Below are 24,777 nucleotides of genomic sequence, written 5' to 3'. Positions count from 1 at the left end.
TGCCCTCCCGATCCGGCAATATTGCTTTGCCGGCCTGCGTGAACACGGCTGAAGTGATCGTTGCTCCATCAAGCCGCAAGCTGCGCATCGCGTCGCATTTGGCGGCGCCCGAAGCATTGCCGGGATGGGTAGTGCGAGCCGTCGCACTCGACGCTACCACTCCAAGCAGGACGGCGATTGCCCACCTTGCCGTACGGGGCAAAGTACAGGTCAATCGCATGGTGCTGATCCTTTCCTCTTGCGCTGAAGTGGTATCTTTGAGCGAACTGACACCCGATCATGTCGCTTTTATAGCATCAGTATATCCGATTCAAGCGGACCTCATGGCAGCTACGATCGCGCGCGTTGACCTTGCTCCGGTAGCGATGCAATAGAGCGCGGCGTGATGCCATCATGGATGTCCAGCCAGGCATCGATGCGATCAGGGCGGGCAATGATCAGGCGTCCATCGACTATCGCTGCCGAAAGCCGAATGTGCGCATGAAATGTTGAATGGCGGCGGCCTCATTCCCCTGTTTACGGAATTGCGTCCCGCGCTGGCGCGCTTCCTCCAAAGCCGTGGTGCGTCGCCGGACGAGGCGGAGGACGTGCTTCAGGACGTGAACATCAAACTGCTGGCCGAACGGTCTGGACCCGTAGCGCAGCCGCGCGCCTATCTTTATAAAATGACCAACAACCATTTCCTGCTGCATCGGCGTACCGCCGGCCGGCGTGAGCGCCGCGAGGAGGATTGGGCGAGCGCGCATGGCGCCGGCGGAGAGGCGGACGACCAGCCGTCGATCGAGACCGAACTCATCGCAAGGGAGCAGCTGAAGATTCTCCAGCGAATCCTGGATGGCCTGCCGGAACGAACGCGAATGATCTTCCGTCGCTTTCGGATCGACGGAGAACCGCAACGGGCGATAGCCGGAGAACTCGGCATCAGTGTCAGCGCAGTCGAAAAGCATCTAGCGCGCGCCTATGAAGCGATCTCGGCCGCGAAGCTTCGGTTGGATGAGGATCATCCGGGTCGGCGGAGTCTCACAGGGGAAAGAGGCCGCCATGCCAGCTGAGTCGCCGGACAGCATCGAGGCGCGCGCGATCGAGTGGCACATCAGGCTACGCGACGGCGACGACGCAATTTGGGAGGGATTCGCCGAATGGCTCGCGGAAGATCCGCGCCATGCGGCTGCCTATGACGCGATCGAACAGGCCGATCTCGCGATCGAACCGCTGCTGCCGCATGTCCTCATCCGCGAAGTCGCGAACGATGCCGAAGAACAACCGGAGCCGGCGATTCGGCGCGGATGGCGCTGGGGCCTTGCGGGCGGTGGGCTCGCAGCCTCGGTTGCGGCCGCGTTCCTGCTGCTGCCTCAGGCGGAATCGAGCCGGTACGAAGTCGCCACGCGTTCCGGTGAGCGGCGAATGGTCCAGCTCGATCCGGCCACGCAGGTCACGCTGAACGGCGCGACGCGGATGACCTTCGATCGCAAGGATCCGCGCTTCGCTTCGCTGGCAAAAGGGGAGGCGCTCTTCCAGATTCGGCACGACGGTGCGAAGCCGTTTCGGCTGGAGGTAGGCGACAACATCGTCGAGGACGCCGGGACGGTGTTCAACGTCGTCCATGAGACTGGCGAGGTCCGGGTGGCGGTTGCCGAAGGGAAGATCGTCTACAATCCCGGATCGGGCGCGGTGTCCCTGGACGCCGGTCAGGCGTTGGTCGACCGGGAGGCAGCGGGCGGCGTCGCAGTAACGCGCATTTCACCCGAGCGCGTGGGCTCGTGGAAGACCGGATCGCTTGTCTATGCGGCTGCTCCGTTGTCGCGCGTCGCGGCCGATCTGAGCCGCAGCATGGACGTGCCCATCACGGCCGCCCTCGGCCTGGCCGATCGACCGTTTTCGGGGACGATCATGCTGGATGGCAGCGGCCCCGAACAGCTGCGGCGCTTGCAGCTCGCCCTGAACGTGCGCCTGGAGAAAGAAGCGGGCGGGTGGATCATGAAACCGGTCGGCAGTGCGGGGCAATAAGCGGGCGGCGGCCATCGTCGCGATCGCGTTCGGCCTCGGCGCGACCGGTGCCGCCCGGGCAGAGACATTCAATATCGCGCCGGGTCCGCTCGGCCAGGTGGCGGCCGCGATCGGAGCGAAGGCGGGGATCACCGTTGCCGTCACCGATCCCGAGCTCGCGGGGCGCCTCTCGCCTGGAGTGCGCGGCAATTTTTCCGTGCGCGACGCGCTGGAGCGCGCATTGCGGGGAACCGACGCCGAGGCCGTCTTCTACGACAAGGTGACCGTCAGGATCATCAGGGCGCGCGCGAAACCCCGCCCGGTCAAGCAGAAGCCGGCCATTGTCGAAACGCCCGATCCGCCCGCCGAGCCGGAAGAGATCGTCGTCACCGCCAGCAAGCAGAACGTGCTGCTCGATAATTATCCCGGTTCGGCCAAGATAATCGATTTCGAGCCGGCCTGGCTTTCCCGCAACGGATCGAAAGGAACGGCCGCGCTCACCGAGACGCTGCCGACGCTCAGTTCGACCAATCTCGGTCGCGGACGCAACAAGCTCTATGTGCGCGGCATCTCCGACAGCAGTTTCAATGGTCCCACCCAGGCGACGGTGGGGCAATATTGGGGGGACGCTCGGCTCAATTACAACGCGCCGGATCCCGACCTGAATCTCTATGACCTGAAGCGGGTGGAGATACTCGCCGGCCCGCAGGGCACGCTGTATGGCGCCGGCTCGCTGGGCGGGGTGGTGCGGCTCGTTCCCAACCTCCCCGACAGCACGGAAACCTATGCGACTGCGTCCATCGGGGCCAGCGCGACGCGCTTCGGCGGAACAGGGGGCGACGTCGCTGCGATGTTCAATCTGCCGCTCGCCAAGGGCCGGATGGCGCTGCGTCTCGTCGTCTATGGCACGCGCGAACCCGGCTATATCGACGATCCTTCCCGCAATCTGCGCGACATCAACGACAGCCTGAGCTTCGGCCAGCGCCTGACGTTCCGTGTGGAAGACCTGGCGGGATGGACAATCGACCTTGGCTCGGTGGTCCAGAACATCAAGACCGACGACGGGCAATATACGTTGCGCGGCGATCCGCCGTTCGAGCGCAGCAATGCCCTCGCGCAGCCGTTCCGCAACGATTACCGCCTTGCTTATATAACCGCGCGGCGCCCGGTGCTCGGAAGCAGCGAACTCGTCACCACGACATCGCTCGTCTGGCACGATCTGATTTCGATATTCGATGCGACGGGCTCTGACGGCGCGACATCGCCCCGGCGCTTCGAAGAGAAGAACAATATCGCGCTTCTCTCGAACGAGACGCGGCTTTCGGGCGGCGGGCGGCGGACTCCCTGGGTAGCCGGCTTGTCCGGGATCTACAGCGTGAGCCGCCTTTCGCGCTTCCTGGGTTCTCCGGAGGACCCGGCGCAGATCGCGGGCGTGCGCAATCGGCAAGTGGAGTTCTCCGTCTTCGGACAAGCTTCCTACCCGATCGCTCCGTCACTGACCCTGACCGGCGGCGGGCGAGTGACCGTGTCCGACGGCGCGGGAAAGCTGCTCGACGATGTCCGCGGCGGAGACGAGAAATCGTCGCAAGCGCGAGTGCGTTTCGCGGGAAACGCCGCGCTCGACTGGCATATTTCGCCGTCGCTGTCGGTCTTCCTCCATTATCAGCAGGGATTTCGTCCCGGCGGTTTCGCGGTGGCCTCAGGATCGGCCACGCAGAGCCAGCAGTTCGAGGCGGACGATCTGAGCCAGACCGAGCTCGGCATTCGTTGGCGAGACACTGCGCGGGACCGCTTGTCCCTCCGCGCGGCCCTCTTCGCGGTCGACTGGAACCATGTTCAGGCGGATCTCGTCGACAGTTCGGGTCTCCCCGCCACTGCCAATATCGGCAGCGGCAGGATCTATGGGCTGGACGGCGAGATCACCTGGCGCGCCTCGACTGTGTGGACGCTGACGGCTTCCGGCTTCTTCAATTATACCAATCTGACTGGAACGGAGACGGAGGTGACGAATGCATCTTCGATCACGCTGCCGAACATTCCTCAGGACGGCGTGCGGATCGGCAGCCAGTGGCGGTTCGAGCTGGCACGCGACGTCACGCTGACGGGACAGGCTTCGGCGCATTATGTCGGCCAATCGCATCTGGGCGCGACTCCGCCCCTGAATGTGACGCAGGGGCAGTATCTCACCAGCGCGATCGGCGCCCGGCTCGATTTCTCGCGCTTCGGCATTTCACTGGACGTTTCCAATATCGGCGATGCGCGTGCGAACACCTTCGCATTCGGCAATCCCTTCGGGCTGAGCCGTCAAAATCAGGTCACGCCGCTGCGGCCGCGGACCGTAAGGCTGGGGTTCGACGCGCGCTTCTGAGCACGCCTAGGCGACAGGCTCGCCGCAACCCGCGAACCGGGATTCTCCACATGTTCTGCCTTGGCGAGAAACGGCCCTCACTTTTTTGGTGAGGGTCCTTCGACCTGTCGGTGTCTCAGGGCAGGAAGGAGAAAACCCCGATGTCCGAACAACTGACACCGCTCGAAAGGGCGGTGATCGCCTTGTCGTGCAAGGATCCCATCTCGAGCCTGCGGCCCGGAAGCCGCACGCGCGGCTGGATCCTCGGACTGCCGACCGGGCCGCTGCCACTCGCCAATCCGCGGCTCGAGGCGCTGCGGCGCTACGCGATCCTTCGCCGAGTGCACGGGGCCGCGAAAATCGAAGCTGAGCGTGAGCGGCTTCGCGAGTCGGGCTTCGGCCACAAGCAAATAGAAGAAGTCGACGACCTGGTTGATCCGTCCCGGCAACACAGGCGCGCACGGTCCAGGACCGAGGGAAGCCTCTTCATCTTCGATGGAAGCTGTTTCCCGGCGGTTCGCTGGAATTGAACTGACAATACTCAACACCTGGTGGGATTATCCATGAAATTTACAACGATGATGTCCAGTCGAGCGGTTATCCTGGCGGCTCCGTTTTTCTTCTGGTCCGGCGCGGCGCTCGCGCAGACGGAGATTCCGGCGGAGGCGGAAGCCGCGGTGCCGGTCCAGCCCGAAGGCCCCGGGCCCGATGGAGGCGGAGACCATATCTCGATCGGGGCCGGCGCCGCTTATATGCCGGTCTATCAGGGGGCCGAGAAATACCGGTTCCAGCCCTTGCCCGCGATCGACATCCAGCTGGGCCGATTCTTCGTCAACTTTCAGGACGGCGTCGGCGCCAATCTCTTCGACAGCGAGAGCGTGACCGTGGGCGTCGGCCTCACTCCGGCGGACGGCTATCGGAAGAAGGACGCCCCGCCGGGCATCGGCAAGCTTTCGATGGGAGTGGGCGCGCGTGGCTTCGTGAAATTTCGCCAGTTCGGCTTCGAGGCGACGCTCGGCACCACCAAGATCCTCGCCGGCAGCACCAAGGGGGTCCTCGTCGACGCGAGCCTGTCCTACCCGGTGATGATCAGCGAGAAGCTGATGCTGAACCCGTCGATCGGGACGACCTATGGCGATAAAAAGCACAACAACCGCTATTTCGGCGTGAACGCGCAGCAGGCGCTGGCATCGGGGCTCCCGCAGTTTCGCGCAGGAAGCGGCTTCATTGATGCCAAGGCCGATCTCGGCCTGCAATATCGCCTGACCGACCGGATCGGCGTGGGCGTAGTCGGCGGCGTCACGACGCTGCTGGGCGACGTCAAGGACAGCCCGATCGTCAAGCGGAAGACGCAGCCCTTCGGCATCGCGTTCGTCAGCTACAACTTCTGAGGCGGCTGTCCGGGGCGCCCTTGTTCTCCCCTAGCAGGGGCGCCCCTCTTGTCCTGCCCGAACGATCCGTCCCGGCTATCGCCGGCCATTTTCCGACGCGCCGACAGCGGAGTTCCTTTTGGTGGTGAGACGGTTTTCCGGCCTCGTATTCGTGCCTTTCGTTCTGATCGGTGGGTGTACCCTGCAACCTGCATATCAGCGTCCGGCGCTCGATCTGCCGGGCGAATGGAGCAATGCCTCTGCCGGCGCGGCTCAGCCCGAGACGGTCGAGCGCGAGAACTGGTGGACCCTGCTCGGCGATCCGGCTGTCGACCAGCTAGTGGCAGCCGGTTTGCGTGACAATCCGACGCTTGCGGAGGCGGCGGCGCGAGTGGATCAGGCGCGCGCCGTGGCGGCGGTGGAGGATGCGGGGCGGAGGGCGGGTGTCAACATCGGTGCAAACGTGTCGGGGAGCCGGGACCGCTCGGGATTGGGCAGTGCATCGGTCGACATCGGCGCCGACCTGGCGTGGGAGCTTGATCTCTGGGGGCGGCTCCGCGAGACGGCGACCGCCGCGCGGCATCGCCTGACTGCCCGCACCGCCGACGCCGAGGCCGCCCGCCTGTCGATCGTCGCGGAGATCGCGGACACGACGCTCGCGCTTCGTGCATGCCATCTCGTCCACGGGATCCGCGAGCGCGACATCGCCTCGCGCGAGGTGGAATCGATGATCATCCGGGCGCGGCTGGAATTCGGCTATGTCGCGCCGGCGGCGGTCGCCACCGCGCAGGGCAATCTGGCCTCCGCGCGAACCGAACGGATCGCGCAGGAGGAGATCTGCCGGCGCCACGTCGATGCGCTGGTGGCGCTCTCCGGCCTCGATGCGGAGGCGGTTTCGCGGCTTGCGCCCGGCGACATGCCCGCGCCGCCGCCTTTCGCGCCGGCGCTGCCCGCCACGATCCTCCTCCGGCACGCCGGAGTCGTCGCGGCGGAGCGCGAAGTGGCGGCGCGGTGGTCGGAGATCGCAGTCGCCCGCGCCGAGCGGCTTCCGCGGATCGACCTGACGGCGCTGCTCACCGGGCAGTGGCTCCGGGCGCTGGGATCGAGCGATTCCTGGGTCAGCGGCTCGATCGGCGCGGGACTGACGGCACCGCTCCACGATGGCGGCGCCGGCGCCGCGAACGTGCGGCTTGCCGAAGCGTCCTATCGCGAAGCGGTGGCGCAGCTCGTCTTCGCGGTCCGGACCGCGGTCCGGGACATCGAAGATGCCCTTGCCGCGCAGCAATCGGCTGCCGCGCGCATCGAAACCTCAGGCGAGGCGATCGAGGCCGCGCGGTTCACGCTGGCGGCCAGTGAAGCCCTGTGGCGCGCCGGTTCGATCGCCCAGTTGGAGCTCGAGGAGGCCCGGCGCCAGTCCAACCGGGCGCAGGAAAGCGCGGTTGTCGCCGCGGCCGATCGGGCACGGGCCTGGATCGCGCTCGTGCGACGAACCGGAACACCCTGGCAGATGCTCGCGGCCGAGCCCGGTCCCGGTAGAAACGGGAATGATCGTCGATGAGCGATACGATGGCTACGACCGAACGGGATTCCGCGAATCCTTCGCGAAAACGGATCATCGGGGGCGCGATCGCGGTCTTTCTAGCGGCGCTCGTGGGAGCGTATCTGCTCTGGCCGCCAAGCCCGCAGCCGGCCGCGGCCGCGCCGCGACCCAAGCTGACCGTCACCGTAGTCACTCCGAAGCGCGTGACACTGCCGCACCGCCTGACCGCGTCCGGCGTCATCGCGCCTTGGCAGGAAGCGAGCATCGGGACCCAGATCGGCAGCTATCAACTGATCGACGTGCGCGTGAATGTCGGCGATCAGGTCCGGCGCGGCGAGGTCCTCGCCCGGCTCAATCCGGCATTGCTCCGCGCCGAGGAGGCGCAACTGCTCGCGCGCCACGAGCAGGCGGCGGCAAATGACCGGCGCGCGAAAGCGCTGCAGGCGAACGGTGCCATCAGCGAGCTGGAGGTGCTGCAGTTCGCGACCGAAGCCAGGACCGCGTCGGCGCTCCTCGTCGCCAAGCGTCTGGAGCTTCGCTACACTGCCGTCCTGGCTCCCGACGACGGCGTGATCACCGCGCGCACCGCCACCTTGGGCGCAGTCGTGCCGTCGGGGCAGGAACTGTTCCGCATGATCCGCCAGAACCGGCTGGAGTGGCGCGGTGAGCTCACTGCCCCGCAGCTAAACTCCGTCGCCGAGGGACAGCGGATCGCGCTCGTGCTTCCGGACGGAAGCAGGGCCAGCGCAGTGGTGCGCCAGACCGCGCCAGCGCTCGATGCCGGCTCGCGTCTCGCTCTGGTCTATGCCGATCTCGTGCCCGGCAGCCGGGCGCGGGCCGGGATGTTCGTGACCGGGGAGATCGCGTTCGGGACGTCGCCGGCGCTGGCCGTGCCGGCGGAATGCGTCGTGATCCGCGACGGCCGCAGCTATGTCATGCAAATCGCAGGGACTGCCGCGGTCCCGCAGGTCGTGCTGCGCGGCGTGACGACCGGCAGACGCCAAAGCGAGACCGTCGAGATACTGCGCGGGATCGGCGGAGGCGAGCGGCTCGTCCTAAAGGGCGCCGGGTTCCTCAGCGATGGGGATGTGGTTCGCGTTGCCGGCGCGCGTGAGGCCCGGCCATGAATTTCGCGTCATGGTCGATTCGAAACCCGATCCCATCCATCCTGCTGTTCGTGCTGCTGGCCATCGCGGGCATTCGCGGGTTCAGCATGCTGGCAGTGCAGGATCTGCCCGATATGACGCTGCCGTCCGTCTCGGTCGTCGCGACGCTTCCGGGCGCCACGCCGGCGCAGCTCGAGACGGAGATCGCGCGAAAGGCTGAGGACGCGATCGCCGCGCTGGACGGCCTGCGGCACGTCACCACCTCGATCACCGACGGAACCGTGCGGATCGAAGCGGCCTTCGATCTGGAGAAGCCGCTTTCGGACGCGCTGATCCAGACCAAGGACGCGATGGACGGCATTCGCTCGGATTTGCCGGCGGACATGCTGCAGCCCACCGTCAGCGCCGTCACCTTCGCGGCGGCGCCGGTTCTGGTCTATGCGGTCTCCTCTCCGCGGCTGGACGAGGCGGAGCTCTCCTGGTTCGTCGACGACCGCCTGACCAAGGCGGTCCGATCGGTTCCCGGGGTCGGACGCGTCGAGCGCGTGGGCGGCGTGCAGCGCGAGGTGCTGGTGACGGTCGATCCCGCGCATTTGGCTGCGCTGGGCGTGACGGCGGGCGACGTTTCGCGCGCTCTTCGCGAAGTGCAGCAGCAATCGTCGGGGGGCCGCGCGCAAATGGGCGGCGCCGAACAGTCGATCCGGACGGTCGCGATCGTCGGGCAGGCGTCTGCGCTCGCGGCGCTGCCGATCGCCTTGCCCGACGGACGCCGTCTGCGCCTCGATCAGGTCGCGACGATCCAGGACGGCGCCGGCGAACGCACCCAGGCGGCGTCGCTGAACGGCAGGCCCGTCATCGGCTTTCGGGTCTTTCGCGCGCGGGGAGCAGGGGAGACCGAGGTGGCCGAAGGCGTCAAGGCCGCGCTCGACAAGCTGAAGAGCGGTAGTCCCGGCCTCACCCTGACGCCGGTCGGCGGGTCGGTGGACTATACGATCGAGCAATATGAAGGCTCGATGGCGATGCTGTACGAAGGCGCGCTTCTGGCGATCTTCGTCGTCTGGCTATTCCTGCGCGACGGGCGGGCGACGCTGATCGCCGCGACCGCATTGCCGCTTTCGATCCTTCCCACCTTCGCCGCGATGCAGTGGCTCGGTTACTCGCTCAACACGCTGACGCTGCTCGCCCTCGCGGCAGTCGTCGGAATCCTCGTCGACGATGCGATCGTCGAAGTGGAGAATATCGAGCGGCACCGGCGGATGGGCAAACCGGTCATGGAGGCGACCGAGGAAGCAGTCGCCGAGATCGCGAAGGCCGTGATCGCGACGACGATGACGCTCGTCGCGGTGTTCCTGCCGACCGCGATGATGTCCGGCTTCGCGGGGCTCATCTTCAAGCCTTTCGGCTGGACGGCGGTGATCGCCGTGCTCGCGTCGCTGCTGGTCGCCCGCCTGCTGACGCCGATGATGGCCGCTTATCTCCTGAAAGGAGACGCGGCGCCCGAGCCCAAGAACCAGCGACTCATGCGGCCGTATCTCGCCGCGGTGCGCTGGTGCCTCGACCATCGGAAATCCACGATCGCGGCGACGCTCGCTTTCCTTGCTGCGTCGATCGCGCTGTTGCCGTTGATCCCGACCGGATTCCTGCCCCCCGATGACCGCAGCACCACCGAACTGTCGATCGAGCTCCCGCCGGGCGCCGCGCTGGGAACGACGGCGGCGGCCGCCGAGGAAGTCCGCGGCGCCCTCAAGGATATCGCGGGCATCGAGAGCATCTTCACTACAGTCGGGCAGGCGGGAAGCGACGGGGATGACGCCAGCGGAGTCCGTCTCGCATCCTCGACGCTGTTGCTGGCGCCGCGCGGATCGCGGCCCTCCAAGTCCGCGATCGAAACCATGGTTAGGGAGCGGCTGGCCAGGGTGCCGGGCGCGCGCTTCACCGTCGGCGACGGCACCGCCCGGCTGGACCTGATCCTCGCCGGCAGCGATTCACAGGCGCTGGCGGCGACCGCCCGGCAACTGGAGCGCGAAATGCGAGAGGTCGGGAGCCTGTCGAACATCGCTTCGACCGCCAGCCTCGACCGGCCCGAGATCGTGATCCGGCCGGACCTCCAGCGCGCCGCCGAGCGCGGCGTCACCGCCGATGCGATCGGCGAGGTCGTCCGGATCGCGACGAGCGGCGATTTCGATGCCCAGCTGGCGCGGCTCAACCTCGACAACCGGCAGCTGTTCATCCGGACCCGGATCGCGGACGAAGCCCGACGGGATCCGCAGACACTCGGCGATCTGCGCGTTGCCGGACGCGACGGCCCGGTGCCGCTGGCGAGCATCGCCGACATCGCGATCGAGAGCGGGCCATCGCAGATCGATCGCTACGATCGCGAACGCACTATCACCGTGACCGCGGACCTGAACGGGATGGCGCAAGGCGATGCGCTGGCGCGGATCAACGTACTTCCCGCCATCACCGCCCTGCCGTCGGGGGTGAAGCTGGACCCGGCCGGCGGCGCGGAGATCGGCGGGGAGATCGCATTCGGGTTCGTCACCGCCCTGATTGCGGGCATCCTGTGCATTTTTTGCGTGCTGGTGCTGCTGTTCAAGGACTTCCTGCAGCCGATCACCATATTGTCGGCGATCCCGCTTTCGGTCGGCGGCGCATTCGTGGCGCTGTTGCTGGCCGGCAGCGCGATCGATCTGCCCGCGATGATCGGTCTGGTCATGCTGATGGGCATCGTCACCAAGAACTCGATCCTGCTGGTCGAATATGCCATCCTCGGCATCGCCGAGCGAGGATTGTCGCGTACCGATGCGCTGATCGACGCCTGCCGAATGCGCGCCCGTCCGATCATCATGACCACCGTCGCGATGATCGCCGGTATGGCGCCGATAGCCCTTGGTTTCGGCGCCGACGCCAGCTTTCGTCAGCCCATGGCGATTGCCGTGATCGGGGGCCTGCTTACATCGACTTTCCTCAGCCTACTGGTGGTGCCGGTGGTGTTCGCCCTGGTGGACGGATTCGAGCAGCAATTTCGGCGATCTGTCGGCCGGCGTCGCGCGCGCCGGGCGGAGCCCGCGCGGTGATCCTGCGCGCGGTCGTCGCTCTCCGCTCGCAATGAGGATGCCCCGCCGTCGGTGTCTTAGGGTTGAGGAGGGCTTTGTTCCCGCCCGGCCAGCGGAACATCGCTTCGAATCGAGAAGGTTGCAGACCTTGGCTGCGAAACACTGGGTATATCTCGGCCGGGGGTTGCTGTGGCTCGCCGGCCTGCTCATCCTCGTCAAGATCGCGATCGCGGTGGCAAGGGAGCTGCGTTCCGCACAGCTTGGCGTGATGGCCTCGGCCTTGATGTTGCTCCTGGTCCTCGCGCTTCGGGCTTCGCTCACATCGCGACGACGCGGTTGAATGGGGCCTCGGTCTCGGAGCATTGGCTTTCACGGACGACGTCGAACTGTCCATCCGCCTTCGCCGAGGTGCCGCCGCCGGGCGGAATTGCGCGTCCCAGCGGCAGTTCAGGGAGCGCGATGCAATAAGCTATTGTCGTTCGACCGATGGCTGTGTCACCCCACGCGGTCGATGAGCGAAGAGCATGACTTGAGCATTGCGGGCGAGGCGAGGGCGCTCGAGCCGGGCCGGACGGCTCGCCCGACCATCGACGATGTCGCCGCGCTGGCCGGGGTAGGACGGGCCTCGGTGTCCCGGGCGCTGAACGATCAGGCCAATGTCAGCGCCCGGATGCGCGAGCGCGTGATGCACGCGGTCCAGATCCTCGACTATCGCGTGAACCCGCAGGCTCGCAGCCTGGCCAGCCGCAGCGGCAAGGCGCTCACCCTGATCAACTGCGCGGCGCTCGATGCCGAACCCAATTCCTATTATTTCGCCGCGCTGGAGCTCGGCGGATTGCGCGCGGCGGCGATCGCCGGATTCGAGCTGTCGACGCTCAATATCGACGTCGACGATCCGCGCCGCAGCGAGAGGGTGATCGAGCTTTTCGAATCCGGCCGGAGCGCCGGGGTGATCCTGGCGCCGCCCTTGTCGGACGATGCCGCGCTTGCCGCCCTGCTGGTCGAGCGTAAATGCCCGGTCGTGTGCATTTCGCCCAGCGACGCGGTTCGAGCCATGCTGCCGGGAGCCGGCTTCGACGAGGCGGCGGCGGGCGAGGAAGTGGGGAAGCTCGTCCTGGCACATGGTCACAGGAGGTTCGGCTATCTGCTCGGTATCGAAGGACATCTTTCCGCCGAGAAGCGCTTCGCCGGTTTCCTGGATGCACTCGCCCAAGCGGGGCTGGGCGCCGATACCGTGACTCCGCTGCGGGGGGATTTCAGCTTCCGCTCGGGGGTAGAGCTGGGCCAGGCATTGCTGGACGGCGCACGACATCCCACCGCGATCGTCTGTGCCAATGACGACATGGCGGTCGGCGCGCTGTTCGCGGCGCATCGCAAGCATCTGGTGGTGCCCGACGACATCTCGATCGTCGGCTTCGACGATGCGCCGATCTCGGGCCATATCTGGCCGCCGCTCACCACTGTGCACCAGCCGATCCGCCGGATCGCCGCTTCGGCGGTGGAGCAACTGGTCGAGATGCTGCTGCGCGGCCAGGCGCCAAGGCCGCGGTTCGAGCAGATCGCCTATCATCTCGTCGAGCGCGAATCGCTGGCGGCGGCGCGCGGCTAGGGCGGCGCGGCGCTCCGCCTGTCTCCCGAAAGTCTCAGTCGACGGGGAACCTGGTTCCTTGCGAACTTTGTCGTTGACACCGTTGACGCATGCCCCGTAGCAAACTGGAAGCGCTTCCAGTTCGGATTGGATTGGGGCCCATAACGATCGCGAAGGTCGGGAACACAGGCCCAGCAGAGGCCAAAAAGGGGAGAGTGATATGGGCCTGAACGGGCGCTTCGGTCGCAATGGCCGCATCCGCATGCAGTTCGCACTGACCGCTTCGGCGCTGGCGCTGGCCGCCGCGTTGCCGACCGCCGCCCGGGCGCAGGACGATCAGGCGGCGGACGCGACCGGCGACGAGATCGTCGTCACGGGCCTTCGCGCGGGCCTGCAGAATTCGATCAACACCAAGCGCGACGAGACTTCGATCGTCGAGGCGATCTCGGCCGAGGACATCGGCAAGCTTCCCGACGTGTCGATCGCCGAATCGATCGCGCGCCTGCCCGGCCTCGCGGCGCAGCGCGTCAACGGCCGCGCGCAGGTCATCTCGATCCGCGGCCTCGCGCCCGATTTCACCACGACGTTGCTCAACGGCCGCCCGCAGGCGAGCTCGGGCGACAATCGCGCGGTGGAGTTCGACCAATATCCATCGGAGCTGCTGTCGAGCGTCGTCATCTACAAGACGCCCGACGCGGCGATCTCGGGAATGGGCCTCTCCGGCACCGCGGACCTCCGCACCGTCCGTCCGCTCGCCTTCGGCAAGCGCGCGATCGCGCTCAACATCCGCGGCGAGAAGACCGAAGGCTCGAAGCTCAACGACGACGTCCGCAACTGGGGCGGCCGCGCGAGCGTGAGCTATATCGACCAGTTCGCGGGCGGCACCTTGGGCATCGCGATCGGCTATGCGCACCTCGACAGCCCGTCGCAGAACAAGCATTTCAAGGCCTATGGCTATGAATCGTTCGGTGGCGTCAGCCCGACGACGGTGCAGCCGGCATCGGCGGCCAATGCGCTGCTGCTCAACGGCCAGGAAGTCTTCGCTACGTCGCGCCTGAACCGGCGCGACGCGGTGATGGGCGTCATCGAATGGCAGCCCACCCCGATGGTCCATTCGACGCTCGACCTGTTCTATTCGAAGTTCCATCAGGAAGAGACGACGCGGGGCGCGCAGTGGTTCTCGAACGGCTGGGCGGACGGCGCCACCTTCACCGGCGTCACCACCGCGGACCGCGGCGGATCGTCGATCGCGACCGGGGGCACGCTGAACCGGGGCGTGCCGATCCTGCGCAACGACTTCAACAAGCGCGACGACGAGATCTTCTCGGCCGGCTGGAACAACGAATTCCAGATGGACGATCGCACCCGGTTCATCGCCGACCTTTCCTATTCGAAGAACAAGCGCACCGAGCAGATCCTCGAAACCTATGCCGGCTATGGTCGCGGCACCGGCGGGGTCACCCCGGCCACGCCCGACGTAGGCCGGACCTTCGACACGATCAGCTTCGAGATCCCGGAGGACAGCTATCCCACTTATGGCGAGGGCCTGAACTATGCCGACGCCGCGCAGGTATCGCTCGGCGATCGCGCGCCCTGGGGCGGCTGGGGGCATGACGGCGCGATCCGCTTCCCCGATGTCGAAGAGAGCATCTGGGCCATCGACCTGAAGCTCGACCACGAGTTCGACGGCTTCCTGAGCAAGGTCACCGGCGGCGTGAACTTCACGCATCGCGAGAAGAGCAAGCGCGTCGACGATTTCGACCTCTTCCTCAAGAACGGCCGCCAGCAGGTGCTGGTCGACCCGGCCGATCTGGTCGCGCCGACCTCGCTGGGCTTTACCGGCTTCGGCAATGTGCTGAGCGTGGATCTCGAAAGCGCGCTCGACAAATATTGGAACCGCGCACCGATCCTCGACGCCAATTATTTCGACAAGAACTGGGATATCGAGGAGGAATTGCTCACCGGTTTCCTCAAGGCCGATTTCAAGGCCGGACCGGTGCGCGGCAATATCGGCGTGCAGGTGGTCGAGCAGCGCCAGAGCTCGACCGGCGTGGTGATCAACGGGCTCGAGCCCGGTCAGCCGATCGTGCCGGTGCTGCGCACCGCCGGCGAGACCTATACCGACGTGCTGCCCAGCCTGAACCTGATCTGGGAGCTGGGCGGCGGCCATCGCTTGCGCCTGGCCGCGTCCAAGACGATGGCGCGACCGCGCATGGACGAGATGCGCGCCAATGTGACGCCGGGGTTCAACTCATTGGTGTGCAGCGGCCAGCCCTGCGTGGCGGGCCAGACGGTCAATCCCTGGTCGGCTTCGGGCGGCAATCCCAATCTCAAGCCGTGGCGCGCCGATGCGCTCGACGTCGCCTATGAATGGTACGTCAACAAGACGAGCTATTTCTCGATCGCCGGCTTCTACAAAAAGCTGCACAGCTACATCTACCAGCGCACCGATGTGTTCGACTTCTCGGGCATCCCGCTGCCGACCACGGCATCGGCGATCCCGCCGGGCGTCATCATCAGCCCGCTCGGGCAGATCACGCTGCCCGCCAATGGCAATGGCGGCACGATCAAGGGCGTCGAGTTCAGCGGCGCGTTCGACTTCGGCACCGTGGTGGACGCGCTCAACGGCCTGGGGGTGATCGGCAGCCTTTCGCTCACCGAATCCGATCTCAATCCAGCGGACAACGGCCAGGAAGTCCGCATCCCGGGCCTGTCGGGAACGATCTACAACATCACCGGCTACTACGAGAATGGCGGCTTCCAGGCGCGTGCGAGCTATCGCTACCGCTCGGCCTTCAAGGGCGAAGTGGTCCAGCTCTTCGCCACCCGCGGCCAGACCGAGATCCTCGCCGACCGGCAGGTCGACGCGCAGATCGGCTACACATTCGACAAGGGCGCGCTCAACGGGTTTGGCGTGCTGTTCCAGGTCAACAACCTGACCGACTCGCCCTATCGCACGCGGCTCGGCCTCGACAGCGGCGGCACGCACACGGCGGACGGCGGTTCGCTGCTCGAGACTTACGAGAAATACGGGCGGCAGTTCCTGCTGGGCTTCAACTACCGCTTCTAGCGTTCACCCGGACCCCTCCGGGATCATTGCGGGGAAGCACGAGCGAGCCTCATGCTTCCCCGTTCTTTTGGAATCAGAGCAATGCTTGCCAACCCGGCCGGCAACCTGCGACACCCGGCGGCAAGCGCGAACCAAGAGGCGCGGAGAGGCATGCAGCAGCTGAAGCGGATATTGATCGTCGGCGGCGGATCGGCCGGGTGGATGACCGCCGCGTTGCTTTCACAGCTCTTCCAGGGGCTGTACGAGATCACCCTCGTCGAATCCGAGCAGATCGGCACGATCGGCGTCGGCGAGGCGACGATCCCGGCGATCAAGAAGTATAACGAGCTGCTCGGGCTCGACGAGAACGAATTCATGTCGCGCACCCAGGGCAGCTTCAAGCTGGGCATCCAGTTCGTCGACTGGTGGCGGCGCGGGCACAGCTACATCCACGGCTTCGGCGTGATCGGTCAGGACCTGGGCTGGCTGCGCTGCCACCATTACTGGCTGAAGGCGCGCGCGGCGGGCAAGGCATCGGACTTCGCGGCCTATTCGATCAACACCGCGGCCGCGCTCGCCAACAAGTTCATGCGCGCCGATCCCAAGCTGGCGGAATCGCCGATCGGCCATATCGCCCACGCCTTCCACTTCGACGCGGGCCTCTATGCCAGGTTCCTGCGCGGCTATGCCGAGGCGCGGGGCGTGCGGCGGCGCGAGGGCAAGGTGGCCAATGTCGCACTGCGTAGCGAGGACGGTTTCGTCGAATCGGTGACGATGGACGACGGCGAAGTGATCGCGGCGGACCTGTTCGTCGATTGCTCGGGCTTTCGCGGGCTGATCATCGAGGAAGCGCTCGAGACCGGCTACGAGACCTGGAGTCAGTGGCTCCCCTGCGACCGCGCGATGGCGGTCCCGTGCGCGCGGACCGAACCGTTCACGCCTTATACCCGCGCAACCGCGCGAACTGCGGGCTGGCAATGGCGGATCCCGCTCCAGCACCGCACCGGCAACGGCCATGTCTATTCGAGCGCATATATCGACGATGCCGAGGCCGAGGCGCAATTGCTCGCCAACCTCGACGGCGCGCAGCTCGCCGAGCCCAACCGCATCCGCTTCACCACCGGCAAGCGGCGCAAGACCTGGAACAGGAACTGCGTCGCGATCGGGCTGTGCTCGGGCTTTCTCGAGCCGCTCGAATCGACCAGCCTGCACCTGATCCAGTCGGCGATCATCCGGATGGTGCGGCTGCTGCCCGATGCCGGGTTCGATCCCGCGACGATCGCCGAGTTCAATCGCCAGACCGACTTCGAATATGAGCGCATCCGCGACTTCATCATCCTCCACTACAAGGCGACGGAGCGCGACGACACGCCCTTCTGGCGCTATTGCCGCGACATGGAGGTGCCCGACACGCTCCAGCGCAAAATCGACCTGTTCGCCGCCAATGGCCGGGTGTTCCGCGAGGATGACGAACTGTTCACCGAGGAGAGCTGGATTCAGGTGTTCCTGGGCCAGGGCGTGATCCCGCGGGGCTATGATCCGCTGGTCGACATCAAGAGCGATGTCCAGGTCGCGCAGTTCCTCGGCAATGTCGAGAACGTCATCGGCAAATGCGTCGCGGTGATGCCGAGGCACGCCGATTATGTCGCGAAGACGTGTCCCGCGGCCTAGCCTTTCAGCTTCGCCAGCAGTGCCTCGCGCATCCGGGCGAGATGCTGGGGCGAGGTCGCGCCCAATATGCCGCGCGCCTCGGCAGGCAGATGTTCGCCGGGATCGCCATCGGCCAGGAACACGTAATGCGCGAACATCGCCTGCCACGCGCGGCGCTGGTTGGCGGGGAGACCGCGCACAGTCATCAGCGCGTGCATCATCGCGTCCCACGGCGTGCCGGGAAGGGCGGGGGCAGGATCCCACCAATAATTCACCAGCAGGTTGAAACGATCGAGCGCCTCGACATGGTGATACCATTGATAGGGAATGTAGAGCGCGTCGCCCGGCTCCAGATCGGCGGTCTGCGCGGCTTCCAGCGCCGCGGCGAAGCGCGGATAGCGATCGAGGTCGGGCGCGGTCAGGTGGACCATACTCACCTGCACCCCGGCGGGCGTCGGGTTGAACGGCCCCATATAGAGATTGCCGACCTGTTCGGGCGGGAACAGCGTGAAGCGCCGGTGTCCGGCAGAGACGCGGGCGATGTTCTCCGACGGATCGTGGTGGATCGCGACCTTGGCGGCATTGCCGATCCACAGCCGCGCCGGCACCTCGGGCGAGAGCAGCGGCATCAGGTGCGCTTCGGCAAAGCCAGGGAAGTATTCGCGGGCGCTCAGCCCCTGCAGCGCGAGCGCATCGGTGCGCTCCTGAACCAGCCTGTCGAGAAATTCGGGAAGCGGCGCCTGCTCGGGCGTGAAGTTGCGGCTGCCGATCGTCGCGCCGTAATGCATCCGGCCTTCGATCTCGGGCGGCGCATGCATGAAGCGCACCGGCTTGGGCGCGGCGCGTTCGCGCAGAAAGGCCGCCGCATCGGCCGCGCGCACGACGGGCCAGTCTCGTACCAGCCCCTTCAGGACGGCGGGTTCTCCGGCGGCGCGGATATCCTGGAAGCTAGCGAGAGTGACATCGTGCCAGGCGCGGATGGAATGCATGACGCGAGCCTATCAGGGGAGCGGAGAATGGAGCAACGATCGATCCGCGTCGACCATATCGGCGCCGAGCGCCAGCCCGTGGTCGTCGTTGAGAATTTCGCGCCGATCCCGAAGCCATCGCACTCCCCGCTACGGAGCGTGAAGGAGGGTTGACCGTGGCGAGGTTCCTGCGCGTGCAATGAGGAGAGAGAGCATCATGCGTTTGCTGATCGGATTTGCAGCACTGGCGCTGGCGGCCTGCACTCAGGCGGCGCATCCCGGCGATGCTGCAGGTGCATTTCCCTCTGTCGAGGTCTGGCTGACGCTGCCCGACCAGTCGGCGCTGCTCGCGCGGCAGGCGCCGATCGCGTTGCAGCCGGGCGCGGCGGCGGGAGTGATCACGGTCGATCCGGCGCAGCGCTTCCAGGAGATGGTGGGGTACGGCGCGGCGATCAGCGATGCCTCGGCCTGGCTGATCCAGCGCAGGATGAGTCCAGAGCAGCGCGACGCCCTGCTCGCCGATTTGTTCGGCCCGAACGGGATCGGCTTTTCTTTCACGCGCGTGACGATCGGCGCGTCGGACTTCTCGCGCAGCCATTACAGCTATGACGATCGGCCGAAGGGCGAGCGCGATCCCGAGCTCGCTTATTTCTCGATCGCGCCGGCGAGGGCGGAGGTGCTGCCCACCATACGGGCCGCGCGCGCGGTCAATCCGAACCTCGCGGTGATGGTCTCGCCGTGGAGCGCCCCGGGCTGGATGAAGACGACCGATTCGCTGATCAAGGGAACGCTCCGCGACGATGCCTATGGTCCCTTCGCCAAATATCTTCTCCGCACGGTGCGGGACTTCACCAGGGAAATCGGTCCGGTCGACTATCTCAGCATCCAGAACGAACCCGATTTCGAGCCCGAAAACTATCCGGGTATGCGGCTGAGTCCCGCCCAGCGCGCCCGGGCAATCGCGCTGCTCGGGCCCGAGTTGAAGCGGGCAGGGCTGCCGACGCGCATCCTCGACTGGGATCACAACTGGGATCTGCCCGAACAGCCGCTGGGCGTGCTCGCCGATCCCGCGGCTTCGCGCTACGTCGCGGGCGTCGCCTGGCATTGCTACAAGGGCGACGTGCCGGCGCAGAGCGTGGTTCGCGACAAGCATCCCGACAAGGACGTGTTCTTTACCGAATGCTCGGGTGGCGAATGGTCCAAGGCGTGGCCCGACAGCTGGGCGTGGACGATGCGCAACCTCGTGATCGGCGCGCCGCGCCATTGGGCACGCGGCGTGCTGATGTGGAATCTCGCGCTCGACGAGAAATACGGACCGCATCTCGGCGGCTGCGACAATTGCCGCGGCGTCGTGACGATCGACAGCAAGACGGGCGCGGTCACCCGCAACGTCGAATATTACGCGCTCGGCCATGTGAGCCGCTTCGTGGCGCGCGGCGCGCATCGCATCGCGTCGGACACTCGGCTCGGCGGTATCGAGACGGTCGCCTTCCGCAATCCAGACGGTACGCGCGTGCTGCTGGCTTTCAATGCTGGCGCGCGGGTGGAGACAGTGAGCGTGCAGGCCGATGGCGGGCATTTCGCCTATCCGCTACCGCCCAATGCCGCGGTGACCTTCCGCTGGCGCGGGACGCGATGACGCAGGGACGCGCCGCCGCCGCCTTCGTGCCGGTTACGGCCTTATTCTTCGCCTGGGGCTTCATCTGCGCGAACAATGACCCGCTGATCGCCGCGATGCGGACGATCTTTCATCTGTCCTACACCGCGGCGTTGTTCACGCAGATCGTCTTCTTCCTCGCCTTCGCGACGATGTCGCTGCCGGCTGCGGCGCTGCTCGCGCGATTGGGGGCGTTGCGCACGATCCTCGCGGCGCTCGTCACGATGATCCTTGGCTGTCTGGTCATACAGGGAACGGCCTGGGCGCCGCACTTCGCATTGGTGCTCGCCGGCCTGTTCGTGCTCGCCACCGGGATCGTCGCGCTCCAGGTGGCCGCCAATCCGCTCGCGGCGATGCTGGGCCCGTCCAAGCATAGCCATTTTCGCCTCACATTGGCGCATTCGTTCAATTCGCTGGGCATGGTCTGCGGCGTGCATTTCGGCGCCAGACTGATCCTTGCCAGTGAGGGACTGCAGCCAGGGGCTGCGCAGCTCGAGGGCGTTGCCGCGATCAACCGCGCCTTCCTGATCATCGCGGCGTTGTTGGCGGTACTGGCGTTGCTGGTCGTGCTCGTACGTCGAAAGATCGCAGTGGCGCCCATGCCGGACGAGCGGCGGGCGAGGCTGCTCGATGCGATGCGGTCGCGGCAGGCGCTGCTCGGTGCCGGTGGTATCGCGCTCTATGTCGGCGCGGAGGTGACGATCGGCAGCATGCTGATCCTCCATCTGGCATCTCCCCGCACGCTGAATCTCACGCTCGCCGAGGCTGGCGCGTTCGTCGCCAATTTCTACTGGGGCGGTGCACTCATCGGGCGGTTCGCTGGGAGTTGGGCGCTTCGCCGCATATCCGCGCCTCGATTGCTGATGATCGCCGCGGGAATGGCGGTCCTGCTCTGCGGCTCGGCGCTCGCATTGCCGGGGCCGAGCGGCGCGTGGTGCCTGCTGGCAGTGGGATTGTTCAACTCGGTGATGTTCCCGGCGATCTTTTCGATCACGCTCGAACGCTCCAGCGCGTCCGCATCCGCGACTTCCGGCCTGTTGTGCGTCGCGATCGGCGCGGGCGCGGCACTTCCCCTGCTGGCCGGCGAGATTGCCGACCATTTCGGCCTGCACTGGAGCTTTGCCGTCGCGCTCGCGGCTTACGCCTATATTCTCCTGTTCGCCACGGCCGGTCCAGCGGCTGCCCGAGAGGCGGGGAGTGCCTGAACTTCGGCTTTGCGCCCATTGCGGCTACGGAGCGTTCGCCATCGCGTTGCGTTCGTGGCCAGCGACGCCGCTGTCGGATAAGCCGCTGTCGGATAAGATCGCCGTGGAGATTAGGTGCCGAATGCGTGAACTGGTCCATGCCTGGTTTCGAGCGACCATCCGCTCGACATTCGTTCCGTGCGCCTTCTTCACCGGACTGTTCGCGAGCGCGCATGCGTTCGCCCAGGAATATCCCGCGCGGAATATCGGCGGTTGGACCGTGGCGGCGAGCAAGGATAAAGAGGGTTGCTTCGTGACCCGGACGTACGAGGGCGAGGGCGAAACGACGCTTCTTCTCGGCCTTGATGTCGATGGCGGCAACCATCTCTCGGTTCTGAACGCCAACTGGTCGATCAAGCCGAAGGATCGGTGGAAATTGACCTTCCGCCTCTCCAATGGCGGATATTCCAACCAGCCGGTCGTCGGAATGGCGTCGCAGGGAAAGCAGGGATTCGTCACGAATTTCGAAGCGAAATTCCCCTCCTATTTCGCTGCCTCCAAGGCTCTCCACATCTATCGCGACAAGGTGCCGGTCGAGCAATTGAGCCTCGATGGGAGTGGCACCGCGGTCGCCGAGCTCCGGCGCTGCGTCGAGATTTTCAGTGCGAAAACAACGGCGCGCGCGCGTGAGAAGGGGCGTTCCGGTCAGATACCGAAGGACCCGTTCGCACCCGACGCCGAGCCCAGGTCCAGGGACTAGCAGGCGATCGCGGACTGCCGCCCTCCGCTGGCCCGAGAAGATGCACAGCCGGACAGAATCGGATTGTTGGAACCAGAACGGTCGGCTTGGGTTGTTGCGCTTGGTTAATTAATGAAAGAAACACCATGTCGCACTTCGTGACTAAACTTTTGCCCGCAGCCGTCATTCTGGTCGGTGCGACCGGCCTGGGCGGCTGCGCATCCAAGTCCTTCGTGAGAGAGCAGATCGCTCCCGTCAGCCAGCGCGTCGATGCGCTCGAGGCGAGATTGCAGGAAACCGACGGCACCGCAAAGGCTGCATTGGCAGAAGCGCAGGCCGCATCCGGACAGGCGCAGAATAACGGCCAGCGGCTCGATCAGCTCAACGGCCGGGTCGATGGGGTGGAGCAGCGGCTGCAGGCGCAGGAGAATCGGGCGAAGCGGCCGCGCAATTGAAACTACAGGCTCGTAAATGCTGATATCTTTCGCGGCGAGCGTATCGCCGCATGATGAGCGCCTGAATCGATGAGCAACCTGGTTCTGGCGCTCGCTGGACTCGCAAGCTTCCTGGTGGCCGGGGATCCCCGGCCATCGGAAGCAACGCCGCCGGTTGAAATCAGCCCTTCGGCGGCGGCTGCGCGCGTGGCCGATTGGGTCGCCGCATCGGGAGATAATCGTTCTTTGCCCTACATCATCGTCGACAAGACGAGTGCTTCCCTGTTGCTGTTCGATGCGAAGGGGAAAGCGCTCGGCCAGGTTCCGGTGCTGATCGGGGTTGCCGTCGGGGACGATGCCAGCCCCGGCATCGGCAGCAAGAACCTCGCCGAGATCGGCCCCGCCGAGAAGACGACGCCCGCCGGGCGCTTCCTCGCGAAATACGGATTGGCCGCGGGCAGGGAAAAGGTGCTTTGGGTCGATTACGCAACGTCCGTGGCGCTGCACCCGATCCCGAAGGGCGTCAGCGCGAAGGAGCGCCGCCGCCAGCGGATGCTGTCGCCGACTTCGGACGACAATCGCATCACCTTCGGGTGCATCAACGTGCCCATGGCCTTCTACAGCAAGACCGTGCAGCCGCTTTTCCGCAGGAAGGGCGGATATGTCTACGTGTTGCCGGACACGAAGCCGCTCGAGGTGGTTTTTCCGCGCCTTCGGGTTCAGGCCCTCGCAGGCGGCGCACGCTGACGGTGGATCGCGCTGTGCGGGCCGGTTTTTTCGATACATCAGCCGTGTAGCCGAAAGGCATAGGCCGAAGAATGCAAGATCGGCGATCGCCTTGGTGACGAACACGGGTTCACGGAAAAAGGGCGCTCGCTTCAACGCCAATTGTGAAGCGTGAATCCATCCTGCCTGCTTCCTCGCCACTGTTGGTCGTGCCGTTACCGTGGCTCTCGCTCCCTCATTTCTCTTTGCCACGACGGACCGACCCATAAATGGTTGGTGATCGGGGCCGGGGGCGCTTGACGACATGCAGCCAACCTGATCTCAATGCATTAGTCAGACATTTACAGGTGAGACCGTGAAGACTGTCGTGTTCGTCGCAGCGTTCCTCGCGCCACTGGCGGCTGCAGCACAGACGCCAATCACGCCTCGCTTCAGCGCGGATCCCTCGCCGCACTTCTTTGCCGGGCAGTTCTACGTCTACGCGACCGACGACGCTTCGAACTCCGGCACCTACTGGGATTCCACGGCATGGCGATTGTACACCTCCAAAGACATGAAAACCTGGTTGGATAAGGGAGCGCCACTCGACGTAACGGTATTCAAATGGGCGAAGCCCGACGCCAAGGCCTGGGCACCTGAAGCCGCTTTCCGTCACGGCAAGTACTTTTTCTACGCGCCGATCGGCGGGGACAAGATCGGCGTTGCGGTTGCGAAGCGGCCCGAAGGCCCGTTCCGCGATGCTCGAGCCAATGCGCTGATCGACAAGGCACGCGATCCGAATGCGGGCGACGAACCCATCGATCCCGCAGTATTTGTCGACAAGAACGGCCAAGCCTATCTGCTATTCGGCACGCGCGTGCCAAAGATCGTCAAGCTGAAGGCGGATATGGTCACGCTGGACGGGCCGATCCGGAATCTGACGATCAATGGCTTTCCCCGTGAAGATTCCAAAAAGATGTACGGCGAGGCGCCGTTCCTGCATCGGCGCGGGGGCCTCTATTATTTCAGTTTCTCGACCGGCTGGCCTGGCCAGATCGTCTATGCCACCGCGACGACGCCGCTCGGTCCCTACCAATATCGCGGCGTGATCCTGGACTATTTGCCGATTTCGACGAACCACCAGGCCGTATTGGAGCATGCAGGCCAGTCATGGCTCTTCTACCATGACAATCTGCTTTCCGGTGGCGGCAGCCACCGCCGGTCCATCACCTATGCTCCGCTGCGCTACAACCGCGATGGCACGATAGAGACGGTAACGCGGCAGACGATTGGAGCAAAACCATAACGATTGGGGGAGTGCCGCTGCGATAGCCGGAAAATGGCAGCTGTCCGGCCTGAATACCCCGAAAGCTGCCACTCCGCTGCCGTTCTTCTGGT

Annotated in this window: 21 protein-coding genes; 20 read left to right on the top strand and 1 reads right to left on the bottom strand. The window is 65.6% G+C overall.

Features of this window, described 5'->3' with window-relative positions; all coding sequences use genetic code 11:
* The first annotated feature begins 38 nt into the window (after positions 1–38).
* From ASE13_RS20015 to ASE13_RS07970, 13 genes are all read left to right on the top strand, one after another.
* On the top strand, positions 39–374 hold the full coding sequence (locus ASE13_RS20015; protein WP_162254653.1) for a hypothetical protein: 336 nt from the start codon (positions 39–41) through the stop codon (positions 372–374).
* A gap of 111 nt (positions 375–485) precedes the next feature.
* Complete coding sequence (locus ASE13_RS19390; RefSeq protein ID WP_082596442.1) at positions 486–1,052, top strand: RNA polymerase sigma factor; 567 nt, start codon at positions 486–488, stop codon at positions 1,050–1,052.
* Complete coding sequence (locus tag ASE13_RS08020) at positions 1,042–2,007, top strand: FecR family protein (RefSeq protein ID WP_162254677.1); 966 nt, start codon at positions 1,042–1,044, stop codon at positions 2,005–2,007. Before ASE13_RS19390 ends, ASE13_RS08020 begins: the two co-directional genes overlap by 11 nt.
* On the top strand, positions 1,994–4,354 hold the full coding sequence (locus ASE13_RS08015) for a TonB-dependent receptor domain-containing protein (RefSeq protein ID WP_056613328.1): 2,361 nt from the start codon (positions 1,994–1,996) through the stop codon (positions 4,352–4,354). The genes ASE13_RS08020 and ASE13_RS08015 overlap by 14 nt, the downstream gene beginning before the upstream one ends.
* 140 nt (positions 4,355–4,494) lie before the next feature.
* The gene (locus ASE13_RS08010; RefSeq protein WP_056613326.1) at positions 4,495–4,863 is read left to right on the top strand and encodes a hypothetical protein; all 369 of its coding nucleotides are present in this window, start codon (positions 4,495–4,497) and stop codon (positions 4,861–4,863) included.
* Positions 4,864–4,896: 33 nt separating this feature from the next.
* Positions 4,897–5,724, top strand: a complete 828-nt coding sequence (locus ASE13_RS08005) for a MipA/OmpV family protein (protein ID WP_056613323.1) — start codon at positions 4,897–4,899, stop codon at positions 5,722–5,724.
* A 124-nt stretch (positions 5,725–5,848) separates the two neighbouring features.
* Entirely contained in the window at positions 5,849–7,261 is a 1,413-nt protein-coding gene (locus ASE13_RS08000; protein ID WP_235536882.1) for an efflux transporter outer membrane subunit, read from the top strand.
* A complete protein-coding gene (locus ASE13_RS07995; protein WP_056613319.1) occupies positions 7,258–8,370 on the top strand; it encodes an efflux RND transporter periplasmic adaptor subunit in 1,113 nt (370 codons plus the stop codon). Before ASE13_RS08000 ends, ASE13_RS07995 begins: the two co-directional genes overlap by 4 nt.
* Positions 8,367–11,426 carry an efflux RND transporter permease subunit gene (locus tag ASE13_RS07990; RefSeq protein WP_056613317.1) on the top strand — a complete coding sequence of 1,020 codons (3,060 nt, stop codon included), beginning with the start codon at positions 8,367–8,369 and terminating at the stop codon, positions 11,424–11,426. The genes ASE13_RS07995 and ASE13_RS07990 overlap by 4 nt, the downstream gene beginning before the upstream one ends.
* Before the next feature lie 163 nt (positions 11,427–11,589).
* Positions 11,590–11,745, top strand: coding sequence for a hypothetical protein (locus ASE13_RS07985; RefSeq protein ID WP_156404784.1), 156 nt, complete (start codon positions 11,590–11,592; stop codon positions 11,743–11,745).
* 171 nt (positions 11,746–11,916) lie between these two features.
* Entirely contained in the window at positions 11,917–13,014 is a 1,098-nt protein-coding gene (locus ASE13_RS07980) for a LacI family DNA-binding transcriptional regulator (protein WP_056613313.1), read from the top strand.
* A 199-nt stretch (positions 13,015–13,213) separates the two neighbouring features.
* On the top strand, positions 13,214–16,063 hold the full coding sequence (locus ASE13_RS07975; RefSeq protein WP_056613312.1) for a TonB-dependent receptor: 2,850 nt from the start codon (positions 13,214–13,216) through the stop codon (positions 16,061–16,063).
* Positions 16,064–16,213: 150 nt separating this feature from the next.
* Positions 16,214–17,713, top strand: a complete 1,500-nt coding sequence (locus tag ASE13_RS07970) for a tryptophan halogenase family protein (RefSeq protein ID WP_056613310.1) — start codon at positions 16,214–16,216, stop codon at positions 17,711–17,713.
* On the opposite strand, the gene ASE13_RS07965 is transcribed toward ASE13_RS07970, so the two are convergent.
* Positions 17,710–18,681: a cupin-like domain-containing protein gene (locus ASE13_RS07965; RefSeq protein WP_056613307.1), complete on the bottom strand. Its 972-nt coding sequence runs from the start codon at positions 18,679–18,681 to the stop codon at positions 17,710–17,712. The genes ASE13_RS07970 and ASE13_RS07965 overlap by 4 nt on opposite strands.
* Positions 18,682–18,708: 27 nt before the next feature.
* Here ASE13_RS07965 and ASE13_RS20335 point away from each other — a divergent pair, with 27 nt between their 5' ends.
* The 7 genes from ASE13_RS20335 to ASE13_RS07935 all read left to right on the top strand — a co-directional run bounded on the left by ASE13_RS20335 (position 18,709) and on the right by ASE13_RS07935 (position 24,685).
* On the top strand, positions 18,709–18,834 hold the full coding sequence (locus ASE13_RS20335) for a hypothetical protein (protein ID WP_268801286.1): 126 nt from the start codon (positions 18,709–18,711) through the stop codon (positions 18,832–18,834).
* Between the two features lie 43 nt (positions 18,835–18,877).
* Entirely contained in the window at positions 18,878–20,299 is a 1,422-nt protein-coding gene (locus tag ASE13_RS07960; RefSeq protein WP_156404783.1) for a glycoside hydrolase family 30 protein, read from the top strand.
* Positions 20,296–21,522 carry an MFS transporter gene (locus ASE13_RS07955; RefSeq protein ID WP_056613306.1) on the top strand — a complete coding sequence of 409 codons (1,227 nt, stop codon included), beginning with the start codon at positions 20,296–20,298 and terminating at the stop codon, positions 21,520–21,522. The genes ASE13_RS07960 and ASE13_RS07955 overlap by 4 nt, the downstream gene beginning before the upstream one ends.
* Positions 21,515–22,261, top strand: a complete 747-nt coding sequence (locus tag ASE13_RS07950) for a hypothetical protein (protein ID WP_235536881.1) — start codon at positions 21,515–21,517, stop codon at positions 22,259–22,261. The genes ASE13_RS07955 and ASE13_RS07950 overlap by 8 nt, the downstream gene beginning before the upstream one ends.
* Before the next feature lie 125 nt (positions 22,262–22,386).
* Entirely contained in the window at positions 22,387–22,695 is a 309-nt protein-coding gene (locus ASE13_RS07945) for a hypothetical protein (protein WP_056613304.1), read from the top strand.
* A 69-nt stretch (positions 22,696–22,764) separates the two neighbouring features.
* The gene (locus tag ASE13_RS07940) at positions 22,765–23,421 is read left to right on the top strand and encodes a hypothetical protein (RefSeq protein WP_056613302.1); all 657 of its coding nucleotides are present in this window, start codon (positions 22,765–22,767) and stop codon (positions 23,419–23,421) included.
* Positions 23,422–23,755: 334 nt separating this feature from the next.
* Positions 23,756–24,685, top strand: a complete 930-nt coding sequence (locus ASE13_RS07935) for a family 43 glycosylhydrolase (protein ID WP_056613300.1) — start codon at positions 23,756–23,758, stop codon at positions 24,683–24,685.
* The last annotated feature ends 92 nt before the right edge of the window (positions 24,686–24,777 follow it).

The sequence above is a fragment of the Sphingomonas sp. Root241 genome, from assembly GCF_001428865.1.
GTDB lineage: Bacteria > Pseudomonadota > Alphaproteobacteria > Sphingomonadales > Sphingomonadaceae > Sphingomonas.
This window is presented reverse-complemented; position numbering and strand designations above follow the sequence as displayed.

Excerpts from the sequence above, each read along its gene's own strand:
- ASE13_RS08020 (WP_162254677.1), top strand. The coding sequence starts at position 1,042 with ATGCCAGCTGAGTCGCCGGACAGCATCGAGGCGCGCGCGATCGAGTGG.
- ASE13_RS08010 (WP_056613326.1), top strand. The coding sequence starts at position 4,495 with ATGTCCGAACAACTGACACCGCTCGAAAGGGCGGTGATCGCCTTGTCG.
- ASE13_RS08005 (WP_056613323.1), top strand. The coding sequence starts at position 4,897 with ATGAAATTTACAACGATGATGTCCAGTCGAGCGGTTATCCTGGCGGCT.
- ASE13_RS07945 (WP_056613304.1), top strand. The coding sequence starts at position 22,387 with ATGTCGCACTTCGTGACTAAACTTTTGCCCGCAGCCGTCATTCTGGTC.
- ASE13_RS07965 (WP_056613307.1), bottom strand. The coding sequence starts at position 18,681 with ATGCATTCCATCCGCGCCTGGCACGATGTCACTCTCGCTAGCTTCCAG.
- ASE13_RS19390 (WP_082596442.1), top strand. The coding sequence starts at position 486 with ATGTTGAATGGCGGCGGCCTCATTCCCCTGTTTACGGAATTGCGTCCC.
- ASE13_RS07940 (WP_056613302.1), top strand. The coding sequence starts at position 22,765 with ATGAGCAACCTGGTTCTGGCGCTCGCTGGACTCGCAAGCTTCCTGGTG.
- ASE13_RS07955 (WP_056613306.1), top strand. The coding sequence starts at position 20,296 with ATGACGCAGGGACGCGCCGCCGCCGCCTTCGTGCCGGTTACGGCCTTA.
- ASE13_RS07975 (WP_056613312.1), top strand. The coding sequence starts at position 13,214 with ATGGGCCTGAACGGGCGCTTCGGTCGCAATGGCCGCATCCGCATGCAG.
- ASE13_RS07990 (WP_056613317.1), top strand. The coding sequence starts at position 8,367 with ATGAATTTCGCGTCATGGTCGATTCGAAACCCGATCCCATCCATCCTG.
- ASE13_RS07980 (WP_056613313.1), top strand. The coding sequence starts at position 11,917 with ATGAGCGAAGAGCATGACTTGAGCATTGCGGGCGAGGCGAGGGCGCTC.
- ASE13_RS07960 (WP_156404783.1), top strand. The coding sequence starts at position 18,878 with ATGCGTTTGCTGATCGGATTTGCAGCACTGGCGCTGGCGGCCTGCACT.
- ASE13_RS07970 (WP_056613310.1), top strand. The coding sequence starts at position 16,214 with ATGCAGCAGCTGAAGCGGATATTGATCGTCGGCGGCGGATCGGCCGGG.
- ASE13_RS07995 (WP_056613319.1), top strand. The coding sequence starts at position 7,258 with ATGAGCGATACGATGGCTACGACCGAACGGGATTCCGCGAATCCTTCG.
- ASE13_RS20335 (WP_268801286.1), top strand. The coding sequence starts at position 18,709 with ATGGAGCAACGATCGATCCGCGTCGACCATATCGGCGCCGAGCGCCAG.